13 protein-coding genes and 1 pseudogene are annotated in these 14,198 nt (G+C 33.2%); 5 read left to right on the top strand and 9 right to left on the bottom strand.

What is annotated here, in order from left to right; translation table 11 throughout:
* Positions 1-35: 35 nt before the first annotated feature.
* The 7 genes from ACN0WI_RS04695 to ACN0WI_RS04665 all read right to left on the bottom strand — a co-directional run bounded on the left by ACN0WI_RS04695 (position 36) and on the right by ACN0WI_RS04665 (position 7,174).
* Complete coding sequence (locus ACN0WI_RS04695) at positions 36-605, bottom strand: hypothetical protein (RefSeq protein WP_417885469.1); 570 nt, start codon at positions 603-605, stop codon at positions 36-38.
* A gap of 16 nt (positions 606-621) precedes the next feature.
* On the bottom strand, positions 622-3,027 hold the full coding sequence (locus ACN0WI_RS04690; RefSeq protein WP_417885468.1) for a TonB-dependent receptor: 2,406 nt from the start codon (positions 3,025-3,027) through the stop codon (positions 622-624).
* Positions 3,028-3,257: 230 nt separating this feature from the next.
* A complete protein-coding gene (locus tag ACN0WI_RS04685) occupies positions 3,258-3,566 on the bottom strand; it encodes a hypothetical protein (protein ID WP_417885467.1) in 309 nt (102 codons plus the stop codon).
* A 142-nt stretch (positions 3,567-3,708) separates the two neighbouring features.
* The gene (locus ACN0WI_RS04680) at positions 3,709-4,698 is read right to left on the bottom strand and encodes an aspartate-semialdehyde dehydrogenase (protein WP_417885466.1); all 990 of its coding nucleotides are present in this window, start codon (positions 4,696-4,698) and stop codon (positions 3,709-3,711) included.
* A 228-nt stretch (positions 4,699-4,926) separates the two neighbouring features.
* On the bottom strand, positions 4,927-5,382 hold the full coding sequence (gene mscL / locus ACN0WI_RS04675; RefSeq protein WP_417885465.1) for a large conductance mechanosensitive channel protein MscL: 456 nt from the start codon (positions 5,380-5,382) through the stop codon (positions 4,927-4,929).
* A gap of 47 nt (positions 5,383-5,429) precedes the next feature.
* The gene (gene alr, locus ACN0WI_RS04670) at positions 5,430-6,536 is read right to left on the bottom strand and encodes an alanine racemase (protein WP_417885464.1); all 1,107 of its coding nucleotides are present in this window, start codon (positions 6,534-6,536) and stop codon (positions 5,430-5,432) included.
* A complete protein-coding gene (locus ACN0WI_RS04665) occupies positions 6,536-7,174 on the bottom strand; it encodes a thymidine kinase (protein WP_417885463.1) in 639 nt (212 codons plus the stop codon). The genes alr and ACN0WI_RS04665 overlap by 1 nt, the downstream gene beginning before the upstream one ends.
* Before the next feature lie 100 nt (positions 7,175-7,274).
* Between ACN0WI_RS04665 and ACN0WI_RS04660 the strand changes: the two genes are divergently transcribed.
* Together ACN0WI_RS04660 and rsmI are read left to right on the top strand one after the other, a co-directional pair.
* Positions 7,275-8,183: a hypothetical protein gene (locus ACN0WI_RS04660; protein WP_417885462.1), complete on the top strand. Its 909-nt coding sequence runs from the start codon at positions 7,275-7,277 to the stop codon at positions 8,181-8,183.
* Entirely contained in the window at positions 8,183-8,854 is a 672-nt protein-coding gene (gene rsmI / locus ACN0WI_RS04655) for a 16S rRNA (cytidine(1402)-2'-O)-methyltransferase (RefSeq protein WP_417885461.1), read from the top strand. The genes ACN0WI_RS04660 and rsmI overlap by 1 nt, the downstream gene beginning before the upstream one ends.
* Before the next feature lie 419 nt (positions 8,855-9,273).
* Here the strand turns inward: rsmI and ACN0WI_RS04650 are convergent, their stop codons facing one another.
* Positions 9,274-9,666: an ankyrin repeat domain-containing protein gene (locus tag ACN0WI_RS04650; RefSeq protein WP_417885460.1), complete on the bottom strand. Its 393-nt coding sequence runs from the start codon at positions 9,664-9,666 to the stop codon at positions 9,274-9,276.
* Positions 9,667-9,886: 220 nt separating this feature from the next.
* Positions 9,887-11,509, bottom strand: coding sequence for an adenine deaminase (gene ade / locus ACN0WI_RS04645; protein ID WP_417885459.1), 1,623 nt, complete (start codon positions 11,507-11,509; stop codon positions 9,887-9,889).
* Positions 11,510-11,586: 77 nt separating this feature from the next.
* Here ade and ACN0WI_RS04640 point away from each other — a divergent pair.
* The 3 genes and pseudogenes from ACN0WI_RS04640 to ACN0WI_RS04630 all read left to right on the top strand — a co-directional run bounded on the left by ACN0WI_RS04640 (position 11,587) and on the right by ACN0WI_RS04630 (position 14,194).
* Positions 11,587-11,933, top strand: a pseudogene (locus tag ACN0WI_RS04640) (HopJ type III effector protein).
* A gap of 135 nt (positions 11,934-12,068) precedes the next feature.
* Positions 12,069-13,769 carry a single-stranded-DNA-specific exonuclease RecJ gene (gene recJ, locus ACN0WI_RS04635; protein ID WP_417885505.1) on the top strand — a complete coding sequence of 567 codons (1,701 nt, stop codon included), beginning with the start codon at positions 12,069-12,071 and terminating at the stop codon, positions 13,767-13,769.
* A gap of 65 nt (positions 13,770-13,834) precedes the next feature.
* On the top strand, positions 13,835-14,194 hold the full coding sequence (locus ACN0WI_RS04630; protein ID WP_417885458.1) for a DUF6686 family protein: 360 nt from the start codon (positions 13,835-13,837) through the stop codon (positions 14,192-14,194).
* Positions 14,195-14,198 lie beyond the last annotated feature (4 nt).

Here is a 14,198-nt window from a genome sequence, read left to right as displayed (position 1 = left end):
GAGAAGACTTTTGTATCCTGACAATTTTTTAAAAATTATTGAATTTCAACTGCAAAGCTAACTTCAGCATCAGTTTCTCCACCGGTATAGCTTCCGTTAGGATCTGTAGTATCTTTGTTAGTTGGTTGGTGAATTAAGCTTACTTGTGCTGTTCCTATAGCAGCATCACCAGCAACCCATTTTGTAAATAGTCCGATTTGTACATTATTATCATCGGTAGTTTTAGCTCCATCAGTTCTAGTTAAATTAATTTCAGCAGCGTCAAAATTATAAACTAAAAAGTGATCGTTTTTTTCTTCTGTAATTTCTTCGGTTACCACTTCAGGGTCATTAGGGTTGGAGTTATTATAAAAGTTTGCTTCAACATCATAAGTTTCTCCACTGTTTAGCATAATTACAGGGGCTGTATAACTATTATCACGGTATTGAGGATCTGTATACGTATAAACCGTTTCTTCTCCTGCTTTGTTTGTAAAAGTTAGCGTAACATCGGTAATTACTTCTTCTTCATTTACAGGCTCGGGAATGTTATCGTCATCATCAGAACAAGATGTTAAAAGCACTGATGTGAATAAGAATATTGATAAAAATTTTAACTTTTTCATTATTTATAATTTACTATTAATAATTGATTTTTAATTGTAGTGTGAAATTTCTTCCCAAGTTATCGCCATAATAACGTAAGCGATTTAAATAGTCTCGGTAAGAAGTATTTAAAAGATTATTAACCTGTAACCCAACTTCTAAACTTCCTTTTTGAAAAGGATGAAAGGTGGTTTTGGCATCTAATCCTAATAGAAAATAACCGTCTGGAGGTGTACTAATGTCTACAAGAGTACGTGTATATTCGCCGTTCTCCAGAATTTCGGTATAAAAATTATTGTCAGGATATTGAGTTTGTTTAAAAACGAAATTTCCGTTTACACCCACTTCAAGCTTATGCCATTGGTGGTATTTAAAATATAAGCTGTTAGAAATATTTGCAGGAGGCATATTTATTAAAGCTTTGCCAGTGGCTGCATTTTCGCCATTTACATAGGCAAATTTACCTAAGTAACTAAAATGATTTGAAATTTGATAGTTTAAATCTACATCTACCCCATACATTCTGGCATCGATTTGTTGATACTCCCAAACAGGAAAAGATCCTCTAATGGTAGTCTCTAAACCATTAGGGGCCATATTGATGAAATGATTTATGTAATTATAAAACGGAGCAATGGTAAAACTTAATTTTTCTGATTTTTTACTGAAAGAAAATCCAATTTTATTTGAAGTTTCCGATTCGAAACTTAAGTCTCCCAATTCAATTACAGCAGCAGAGTGGTGTAAGCCATCTGAAAATAATTCAGACGGATTTGGGGCTCTATTAGATAAAGCATAATTCAGACTTAACTGATAATTATCAAAAGAATAATTAAGTCCGCCTGAAGTTGAAAAGTTATTAAACTTAAATACCGGATTGGTTAAGTATTGGGTATCATGATCACCAATAATAAGGTTACTATACTTCTCATTATAATTTTGATTTTCCCAACGTGTTTTTAAATAAAACTTTTTAGCATCTAAGTGAGTATAATCATACCTAAATCCAGCTTCAGCTAGCCATTTTGAATTTATCTGATATTGGCCAAGTGCAAATGCTCCTAGTTTATATTGATCGTAATCTGGGATTAATCTGCGAACTTCGGTTTCTGGGTCCGGAAAATTATTTTGATAACTTCCAGTTAAACCTACGTTTAATTTATAATTGTCCCAACGATCAAATTTAAAATTAGTGTTTAAAGTATGGGTTTGTAACTTTAAATCTACCGATGGTTTATATTTATCATCACCAGTACGAATATCATATTCTAATCGATTATTTACTTGGTAATCATATTGGATATTCCATTTCCCCAAATTTTCAAAACGCTTATAATATTTTAGCTTTGCTAATTGGTGCTCTACATGTTGTTTTGGGTGATTAATATCGTAGGAGAAATCATTAATAACAAATGGCTTTTTATTATTAATGCTACGTACAAGATCGGCTACATTTCCTATATGTGATGATCTTAGAATTCCGATTTCAGAATTATAATAACTATAAAAAACATCGAATCCGGATGTGAATTTATGTAGACCAAAATTTATTGAAAAGTCTTTTTCTTCGTTTCCGGTATTAGATAATATGTAGTCTGGCGCTTCAAAATCACCAAATCTTTTTAAAGTTCCCTGTACTTTAGCAAACCAATGCGAGGCATAGCTCTTTGTAAGGCTTGTGCTTATGGATCCCCCTCTACCATTACTCGATCCGGAAAGTATAGTTTTACCGTATAAAGAATCTTTAGCGGGTATATTTTCAGGTTCAATAATAACCACTCCGCCAATAGCATCACCACCATATTGCAAAGCAGATGCTCCTTTAATAACAGCAATATGTCCCGCCGAATTTATATCGATGTTTGGTGCGTGTTCGGCTCCCCATTCCTGATCTTCCATGCGAACGCCGTTATTCATTATTAAAACACGGCTACTATGCAACCCTTGTATAACAGGCTTTGCAATGCTATTTCCGGTATTTAGTGAAGAAACTCCGCTTACCTCTTTTAAAGCAGCACCTAAACTGCTTGAGCTGTATTTTTCCAGTTGAGAGGATTCTAAAAGTTGCTCTTGTCCTGTATTTGTTTTTTGTAAGTACTCACGTCCTTTTAAAAGAACTTCTCCTAATTCTTCAAGGTGATGTTCTAGTTTTATTTTATCGCTTGTATCCCCATCAATATAAACTGGATATATTAAATCCTGACAGTTAGGATGGGTAATTAAAAGCTCTATTTCTCCATCGCAAAGATTAGGAATACTAAAATTTCCATCAAAATCAGAATATACTTTTATATCAGTATCAATAACCGATATTGTTGCTGAAAATAAAGGCTCACCACTATGATAATCTACAATAGAGCCTTTAAATGTGTTATCACATTTTTGTGCATGTACAGTTAGTACTGCCACAACCATTAAGAATGTGGCCCAAAATTTTTTCATTTAAAAAATTTTTACTGTTTGTAATTTTAGATATAAAATTGACAGTTGTAAGATATCTTATTCAAGATAAGTTGATTAAGAATATGGTGCTAAGAGGGTATGATGGTGTTTTATACTAAAAAAAATATCATTTAGGAATATCCTTATAAGTTGGTTTTAGTAAAGAATTCTAAAACTTTAGATCTATACCTGTGATAAATATTAACTCTTAAACTATTTTTTATCTTACTTTAAACAGTAAAAAATGGAGGAGGTTTATTAAATATAAGGCAAACAGGTTGTTTTAAGTTGGTTGTTAATTGATATAAATTATCAACCTTATAAAATTGCTGTATGACTATTACTAAAGATGTATCTACAAAATTATCTGTAGCTAAAATTGGAGTGTGGCTATCTGTTATTGATAAGTGACACCAAACACAATCATTAATTTTATTTAGATCATCCTTGTGGGTAAGACTGTGCAAGCCTCCAGCTTTTATAAGTATAAAAGCCAAAAGAAAAATAACAGAAAGGCTATTTTTTGTGCGTTGCGACAAAATCATGGTGCAAAACTATAAAAATAAAATAGATATTATACCTAACATTAGTTAAATATAGAGGGTGTTGTATTAAACATAAAAGAGCTAGTGATTAATCACCAACTCTTTTATTAATTTTTAATGCTTTTTTAAATATAGTTTACACTAACTTGTTTTCTAAAAGATATTCTGCAATTTGCACTGCGTTTGTAGCAGCACCTTTACGTAAATTATCGGCAACAACCCAAAAGTTTAATGAATTTGGTTGTGAGTAATCTCTACGAATTCTACCTACAAAAACATCGTTTTTCCCTTCCGCATAAATAGGCATAGGGTAAGTATTTGTATCTGGATTGTCTTGTACGGTTACTCCGGGGAAATTGTTTAGCAGTTTACGAACATCGCTTTCTTCGAAGTCTTTTTCAAACTCTAAATTAACAGACTCGCTATGCCCACCTACAACAGGAATACGAATAGCAGTAGCCGTTACAGCAACAGAATCGTCTCCTAAAATCTTTTTAGTTTCTTTGGTAAGCTTCATTTCTTCTTTGGTGTATCCGTTCTCTTGAAATACATCGCAATGTGGTAAAGCATTTTTGTGAATTGGGTAAGGATATGCCATTTCACCTTCTTTACCTTCATATTCGTTTTCTAACTGTCGAACGGCTTTTACACCAGTACCGGTAATCGATTGGTATGTAGAAACAACAGCTCTCTTAATAGTATACGTGTCGTGTAATGGTTTTAGTGCCATTAATAACTGAATAGTTGAACAGTTAGGATTGGCAATAATTTTATCTTCTTTTGTTAATTCTGAAGCATTAATTTCAGGGATCACCAATTTTTTAGAAGGATCCATACGCCATGCTGAAGAATTATCGACAACGGTAGTTCCGTTTTCAGCAAATTTCGGAGCCCATTCTAATGAGGTATCTCCACCCGCAGAAAAAATAGCGATTTCTGGTTTAGCAGCAACAGCATCAGCAAGACTAATAATGGTGTATTCTTGATCTTTGTAACTAATTTTTTTCCCTACTGATTTCTCAGAAGCTACCGGTAATAATTCGGTAACCGGAAAATTTCTTTCGGCTAATACTTTTAACATAACCTGACCTACCATTCCGGTAGCGCCTACAACTGCTACTTTCATTTTTTTACAATTTTATCTGCATGTTTGCAGATGGTTTTAATAATTATCGATTTTATACAAATGTATTATACCTATAACGATCTATCGATCTTAAATTGTAAAAAAATGAGGGAAGATTAAGTTTTTAAACTAATTAATTGTTTTTGTTAAAAAAGAACCCCTCCGGAAAAGAGGGGTTTAATTATACAAATTGCTACTTAAAATGTGCAGTATAGCGGTGCACGTATATTATTTAGTTTCTTCTGTTTCTGAAGAAGATTGATTTTGTTTTCGTAATTCGTTTCTAATATCTATTAATAACTCCTCTTGAGTAGGGCCTTTAGGAGCCGCTACTGGTTTCGGGTTTTCTTTAATTTTTGTTTTCTCGTAAGCTTTCAAAAACAAAAATATAAAAATCGAAATAATTAAGAAATTAACAATAGCCTGTATTAAATTTCCATAAGTTATAACAGCAGCTTTTGCTTCTTGAGCGGCTTCTAGACTTGGGTAAGATTTCCCATTTAATACTATAAATTTACGGGTAAAGTCAGTTCCGCTGGTTAAAACACCAATTATTGGGGTAATTACATCCTTCACCAAGGAATCTATAATAGATTTAAAAGCGGCTCCCATAACAACTGCTGTTGCTAAGGCTACAATATCGCCTTTCATTATAAATTTCCGGAAATCAGAAAATAGTTTCATGTATTGGGTTTAATTTAAAGCGATATTATAAAAAAAATCAATATAAATTAATGAATAACGATTCTTTTAACACGTTGTGAGATAGCTGTTAAGAGCTCGTAGGATATTGTGCCTGCTTTTTTAGCAAATTCATCCGCACTTTTATTTTTCCCGAAAATAATAACTTCATCACCCTCCTTGCAATCTACATCTGTAATGTCTACCATTAACATATCCATACAGATATTTCCAATTATCGGTGCTTGTTTCCCGTTAATAAGAACTGTTGTTTTTTGCTTTCCGTAAATTCTAGAAATACCATCGGCGTGTCCCAGTGGTAATGTAGCTGTTGTGGTTGCTTTTTTTGCTATAAAACCTTTATTATATCCTACGCTTTCTTCAGCTTTAATATGGTGGATTTGAGAAATAATAGTTTTTAAAGAGGCTATAGGAATAAGGTTCTTATCTTCTTCGGCAGAATTACCATAACCGTATAATCCTATTCCGGTTCTAACCATATCGAAAGTAGCTTCCGGATAATTAAGAATACCAGAAGTATTACATAAATGCCGAGTAATTTTCTGATCGAATTTCGAAATTATTTTTTCTGAAATAGTTTTAAAACAATCTATTTGCTGTAATGTAAAATCTCTTTCAGCCAAATCTTCGCTTGCTCCCAAATGAGAATACATGCCAACTAATTCTATAGCTGATGAATTTTTTATGATTGAAATTACCTGATCAATTTCTTCAGTATTAAAACCTAATCGGTTTAATCCCGTATTAATGTTAATATGTATGGGATACTTTTTTAGCTGAAGCGCTTCAGCTTTCTCGATAAATTCAGTTAAAATTCTAACACTATATAAGCTTGGAGTAAGGCAATTATCTATTAAAGTCTGGAAGCTATGAAATTGCGGGTGCAATACTAATATAGGTTTTTCTATTCCGCCTTGGCGAATGCTTTCTCCTTCTTTGGTATAAGCAACAGCAAAGCAATCGATACCTAAATTTTCAAGTTTTTTAGAAATTACAATAGATTCGCTTCCGTAGGCAAAAGCTTTAACCACGCCTAATAGCTTTGTTGAATTTTGTAATTTTCCCCGAAGGTATGTATAGTTATGTTCTAAAGATTTTAAATCGATTTCAAGAACAGTTTCTTGAACTTTAGGCATTATTTCTTGGGATTATTGTTTAATGTTTCCGCATCTTTTACTTCCATTTTATTAATTCGCTCTTTTTTCATAGCATGGAAATAAGCGCCGCGGCTTAAAGGCTCGTATTCTTCTGTTTCTCCTAATAAAACGAGATCATTTGTAACGGCTTTTCGGAAACTAAATTGTGCCAAATTTCCGGTACGTGTACATACTGCATGAACTTTAGTAACATATTCTGCAGTAGCCATAAGGTTTGGCATTGGTCCAAAGGGTTTTCCTCTAAAGTCCATATCTAAACCAGCTACAACAACTCGTATCCCCTTATTTGCTAAATCGTTACATACGGTAACAATTTCATCATCAAAAAATTGGGCTTCATCAATTCCTACTACATCGCAGTCGTCAGCTAACAAACGAATATTTGCAGCAGAAGGGACTGGAGTAGACCGAATTTCGTTAGCATCATGAGAAATTACTTTTTCATCATGATACCTAGTATCTATAGTTGGTTTAAAAATCTCAACTTTCTGTTTTGCAAATTGGGCGCGTTTAAGTCGGCGGATGAGTTCTTCGGTTTTTCCGGAGAACATACTACCGCAAATAACCTCTATCCAACCAAATTGCTCTTCGTGATTTACTGTATTTTCGAGAAACATTTTGTAATTTTCAGATCGAAATAGGAAATAACCTCTATTATAAAGGTGGAACAAATTTAATAAAAATCCAATCCCATTTTTAGGGCTAATTATAAAAGTTATGAAAAAGAAGATAGAAATCGAACTCAAAAAGTTGGCGCAGCAAGTGTTAGAGGGAGATTTAGAGAAAAAAGTTCCTATGTTAAAAGAGGAAGCTAAAAAACTCTATGAGAAACTTACTATTCTACAATTTACGTATCAAAATTTAGAAGCCGAAAGGGAAAAGTCTAACGAAAAGCAAGCTTTATCGGTTCCCGAGGATAAAGCAGCACCATCGGAGCCTGAACCTCATAGAACTCAAAGCCAAACTAGCTATAAAGAGGGTAATTATTTTGTGCCAGATGGAACTCAGTATAATGAAGGTAACGATATTACAGAACCTAATACCGAAAAAATAAAAGATATTGTAGCCCAAATGCCACCGGAAACGGAAGGTTTAGATAGGCTTATGCAAATGTTAGATGTAAGTGGAGACCCTGAAAAACATCATGCAAATTTAGATGAAGAGGAGATTTCTGATATTTCTAAAGAAGTAAAACCACAAGTAGAAACTCCGGAGGCATCTCAAAAAGAAGTAGAACCGCAAGCAAATACTGAAGACGAACAAATTTCAGCGCAACAAAAATCAGAAGACGATTTTAGACAGTTAGCAGTAGACTATGATAATTTACCTAGCTTCGAACCAGTTAAACATCGTGCTAATGAAAATAAGCCAAAATCTGTAAACGATCGGTTAAAACGCGGGATTAGTATTGGTCTTAACGATAGGTTGGCGTACATAAAACATCTTTTTGCAGGAAACACAGCAGATTATAATAGAGTACTTTCACAATTAAATACGTTTAGTGATTACGAGGAAGCTTATAAGTTTATTCAATTGGTAGTAAAACCAGATTATAATAATTGGGAAGGTAAGGAGCAGTACGAAGAACGATTTATAAGAACAGTAGAAAATAAATTTCAGCAATAATGGGAAAACTTTTTTTAGTTCCCACACCAATAGGTAATCTGGAAGACATCACTTTTAGAGCAATAAAAGTTTTAAAAGAAGTCGATTTAATTCTTGCAGAAGATACTCGAAATAGCGGCAAACTCTTGAAACATTTTGAGATTTCTACTTCTATGATAAGTCACCATATGCATAATGAGCATAAAACGGTAGAAGGTTTGGTAGAAAGAATTCAAAGTGGAGAAACCTTCGCTTTAATTAGCGATGCAGGAACACCAGCTATTTCAGATCCAGGATTTTTATTAACTCGTGCATGTGTGGAAGCAGGAATAGAAGTAGATTGTTTACCTGGTGCTACAGCTTTTGTACCGGCATTAGTAAACAGTGGTTTGCCAAACGATAAATTTGTATTTGAGGGATTTTTGCCGGTAAAAAAAGGACGGCAAACACGTTTAAAATTATTAGCAGAAGAAAGTAGAACAATTATTTTTTATGAATCTCCGCATAAATTATTAAAAACGCTTACCAATTTTACTGAGTATTTCGGGCCAGAACGTCAAGTTTCGGTTTCAAGAGAAATAACCAAACTTCATGAAGAAACAGTAAGAGGAACAGCTACAGAAGTTTTAAAACATTACACACAAAAACCGCCTAAAGGAGAAATTGTAATTATTGTAGATGGAAAAAAGTAATGCAAAAATTACTGAGTGAAATACGTGATTGTGAGTTGTGCAGAGAACATTAGCCTTTAGGATCACGACCAATTATTGAAGAAGTTAAAGATTCTAAAATTATTTTAATAAGTCAGGCTTCGAGAACAGTTGTTCACGAAACCGGCTTAGCTTGGAACGATTAAATCGGTAAAAAATTAAGAGAATGGTTAAATGTAACTGACGAAAATTTAATCCAAAAAGTAGCGCATTTCGATGAATTTTTACCTGATTTTTTGCCCTTACTGCATCCATTTCCGGTTAATCGGTTTTGGAGAATGAAAAACCCGTGGTTTGAAGATGAAATGGTTCCGGAAATACAAAAGCTGATTACCAAAATTTTAGCATAAAAAAAGTGCTATTTTTAAATAGCACTTTTACATTTATTTAATCGAAAACCCTTATTTTTTGGTTATTTTTTTAAATACTTCTAATGCATCTTTCGCATTAGACATGGCAGCCAATTCTTGAGCAGTTTTATCTTCTTGATCCGATTTTGCAGAAAGATTAGCTCCTTTTTCAATTAATAAAGATAAAATATTGGCTTTATTATAGCGTGCTGCATACATAGCCGGTGTTTTCCCTAATGATTTTTTGTTGATGTCTTCACCCATTTCAATAAGCTGCGCTACCATTTCGTAATTTCCTGCAATAATTGCTTTACAAAAAGAATTTAAATTGATTCCGGCTAAATTTTCAATAGGAAATTCAGTAGATGAATTGTTTTCAGATGCAGTTGCAAATCCAGAAGTAAGTACAAGTGCCAATGCTAAGGTAAAAATTGATTTTTTCATGATGAATGAATTTAATGATTGATATGATTGTTTACCTAAAAGACGACATTCAAATAGAAATGTTACAGTTTGAAAATATATTCTTTCAATTTTAAGAATATTTTAATATTTCGGTTTAAAATTGAGAATAGTTAAAGTCACAACGCAGTGAAAGTAGTTTTATTGAAAAAGCCCAAATACTATTTGGGCTTTTTGATATTAGATTTATTACTATTTTGAATTATTTAATGACATTTACAAATTCGAATTTTTTACCGCTAAATAATCCTTTATCTGATAATTTAAGATCAGGAATTACCAGTAACGCCATAAACGATAATGTCATAAAAGGGGCTTTAAGTGTACTTCCTAAATCTTTAGCCATTTTATCTATTTCTTCGTATAATTTTGCAGTTTCCCAACCATCTTTATCACTAATAATTCCGGCAACAGGCAGTGGCAAAGATTTTTGATTTTTACCATTTACAGCACAAATTCCGCCTTTATTTTTTATGATGAGGTTTACAGCCTCACAAATTTCTTTATCTGAAGTTCCTACAGCAATAATATTATGGGAATCGTGCCCAACCGAACTGGCAATTGCTCCTTTTTTTAGTCCGAAATTTTTAATAAATGCCACCGAAGGTGCCTTGTCTTTGTAACGATTTACTACCGTCATTTTTAAAATATCATCTTCGACATTCGAGGAAAGCGAACCATTTTTTAAATTGGCTTTTGCCTCAATTTCATTCGAAATCAATTCACCATCTAAAGCTTCAATTGCCCGAACAATTTCAGTATCTGCTTTCAGCTTAAAATCTTCAGTATGCTTTTCAGAAATATTAAAATTATTTGGTTTTATAAAGGCTACAGGTGCAATATTAGATTGCCCATCTTTAGCTACAATTTCTCCGTCGATATAGGTTTTAAGAACTTTAAAATCGGTTAAGTTTTCAACTAAAATAAAATCGGCTGCATCGCCTTCTTGTAATAAACCAACATTTAAATTATAATGTTTTATGGGATTAACACAAGCTACTTGCAATATTTTAAACACATCGATTCCTTTAGCTACCGCTCGTTGGCAAAGCTGATCGATATGTCCTAAAACCAAATCATCTGGATGCTTGTCATCAGAACAAAACATCATATTCTCGTAATTTTGGGGTAACAAATCAATAAGCGCTTCAAAATTTTTGGCGGCACTACCTTCACGAACCAAAATTTTCATTCCTAACTTTAGCTTTTCTTCAGCTTCTTCATAAGTAAAACATTCATGGTCGGTGCTAATGCCTGCTTTTGCATATTTTTCAGCATCCTTACCGCGTAATCCTGGCGCATGTCCATCTACTGGTTTATTAAAATGTTGCGCCCATTTTATTTTTTTCAGGACTTCATCATCGTCATAAAGAACCCCTGGGTAATTCATCATTTCCGCCATATAAAAAATATCGGGAGATTGCATTAATTTTTTAATAGCATCTGAATCTATAACTGCACCGGCAGTTTCAAAAGGAGTTGCAGGCACACAACTTGGAGCTCCAAAATGGAATTTTAGCGGTACTTTTTTACCATTCTCAATCATAAAATTAATACCTTCAACACCTAAAACATTAGCAATTTCATGCGGATCGGAAACTGTAGCTACTGTACCATGAATACTTGCAATACGAGCAAATTCAGAAGGAACTAACATGGAACTTTCGATGTGAATATGTGCATCTACAAAACCGGGCATAATAAATTGTTTTTCCTCATGCTGAGATTCTTCAATTTTTACGATCTTTTTATTTTCGATAGTAATTTCTGCCGGAAAAATTCGTCGATTCTCAATATCAACTAGTTGCCCTTTAACCATATTCATTAGTATAGATTTTGAAGCTTGAAAGTAACAAATTAATTCGGGAACTTATATTTTAGCAATCCCATAAAATTTAAAAAATGAGCTTATCTGAATATTTAGAGCACGTTAAAATGAATCCTAAATCTGCCGATTTTAAAACTACAATTGCTTTAATTGATGCATATTATGCATTTACACCTACTCCTTTTAAAAATGCAGAAATTTATAATGAAGCAGGAACTAATATTGGTAGTTGTAAAATTTTTGCTTTAGGTAAGTTAAAAGACTTAGTGAAGAAATAACTTTGTCGCTTTTCGGGAAACATTATTTTGAAAATGTACTGAAACATCCTGAAGGCGAGGGGCATCAAAACATTCGAAATTTTATGAGAACCGGTTGGAGTGGAATTTCTTTTGACGAGCAACCTCTAAATCCAAAAAACTAGGATCTTTTTGTATTTTTGAATCGATAATTGAGCTATAAACTTCGAGGTTTATTTCGATTTTAAATTATATTCTTAACAATGCCTTTTACTTTCATTATAAGGCAACTTACTTTTTTCAATAGAAGATAAATGCTGATGAACACCCGCTGGACCATAAAACCTAATCCTGATTCTGAAATTGTAACTTCTTTAATGCAATCTTTAGGTATCGATAAGCCAATTGCGCGACTTTTAGCGCAACGAGATATTAATACTTTCGAAGAGGCGAAGAAATTTTTCCGACCAAATTTAAACGATTTGCACGATCCGTATTTAATGAAAGATATGGATAAAGCCGTATCGAGAATAGAACAGGCATTAGCAGAAGGAGAAAACATAATGGTGTATGGAGATTATGATGTAGATGGAACTACTAGTGTTGCTTTAATGGCTTCTTATTTAAAAAAATTATATCCAAATATTGCAACTTATATTCCCGATCGCTATGCCGAAGGTTACGGTGTTTCTTACCAAGGAATCGATTTTGCGGCTGATAACGATATTACTTTAATAATTGCTTTGGATTGTGGAATTAAAGCGATCGATAAAGTAGGTTATGCTAAGGAAAAAGATATCGATTTTATTATTTGCGATCACCACCGTCCGGGAGCAAAAATTCCTGAAGCAGTTGCAGTGCTCGATCCCAAACGGGAAGATTGTGAATATCCTTATAAAGAATTATGTGGCTGCGGAGTTGGTTTTAAATTAATTCAGGCAATGGCCGGAAAAAGAGGAGAAACTATAGAAAGCTTATTAATTTATCTAGATTTAGTAGCTACTGCTATTGGTGCAGATATCGTACCTATTACCGGAGAGAATCGTGTTTTAGCCTATCATGGTTTACATGTTATTAATGTAGCACCAAGACCGGGTTTTAAAGCTATTCTAAATCAGATTAAAAAGGAAGAGATTACCATAACCGATGTGGTTTTTGTAATAGCTCCTAGAATTAATGCAGCCGGAAGAATGAAACATGGCCTGCATGCTGTACAATTGCTTACTGAAGAAAATGAATTACAAGCTGAACAATTTGCAGCGGAAATAGAGAACTATAATTCTAGCCGAAAAGATGCCGATAAAACAATAACGGTAGAAGCTTTATCTCAAATTGAAGAGTTAAAAGAACAAGACCGATTAACAACAGTTGTTTATGCAGACCATTGGCATAAAGGTGTAATAGGTATAGTAGCTTCTAGATTAACCGAAACCTATTACCGACCAACTTTGGTGTTTACTAAAAGTGGCGATAAACTAGCGGCGTCAGCCCGATCGGTAAAGGGATTTGATGTGTATAATGCATTAGAAGCTTGCCAAGACCATATTGAACAATTTGGAGGTCATAAATATGCAGCAGGACTAACGTTAAAGGAAGAACAATACGAAGGTTTTAAAAGTAAATTTGAAGAAGTAGTTTCTAATACAATCGACCGGAAATTACTAACTCCCGAAATTTCTATAGATGCTGAAATTCAGTTAAATGAAATTACTCCTAAATTTTGGAGAATATTGAAACAGTTTGCACCATTTGGTCCAGGAAATATGTCTCCTGTTTTTATGTCTAGAAATTTAACCGATTCCGGATTTGGAAAATGTGTGGGTAGAGAAGAAACGCATCTAAAATGTAAGGTTTCGCAATTAGAGAATAAATCGTCATTTAATGCGATCGGTTTCAATTTAGGAGATAAAATTGAAGTGATTAAACATAAAAATCTTTTTAGCGCAGTATATTCCGTAGACGAGAATGAATGGAAAGGAAATGTTTCTTTGCAATTGAAATTGAAAGATATTAAAGAATAATTTTTCGGTTTTATTTAGATTCATTTTAAATAAAATTTTTATCTTTGAAATAAACCTATAAAAAGATGGAAGACGTAGATATTATTCATCACAATGATTTTGGAATTGCGTTTAAATGGAAAGACACTGTATTTGCCGATCAAAACCGAGTACAGCTGGTTTTTAAAAATATGGGTTTTTACTTAAATAGTGAAGAAGTAGCACTTTTTTCCGATTATATTAAATGTGCTAAAAGTCGAAGTTCGGAATGCGAAATTTGTTCAGAATCTAGAAATTGTGAGCGAAAAGTTTTACTGAAATCACCACTAGAAAAAATGGATTTTACCTTAAACTTATCTGAGCTTGATAAGATTTGTGATCTGGTAGAAGGAACTATTTTTAAAATGAAACTAGATTATTATATTAATTCTGTTTCGTTGAATTAATATA

This window comes from Zunongwangia sp. (assembly GCF_048269745.1).
Lineage (GTDB): Bacteria > Bacteroidota > Bacteroidia > Flavobacteriales > Flavobacteriaceae > Zunongwangia.
Note: the sequence above shows the minus strand (reverse complement) of the source record. Positions and strands in the feature narration are given on the sequence as shown.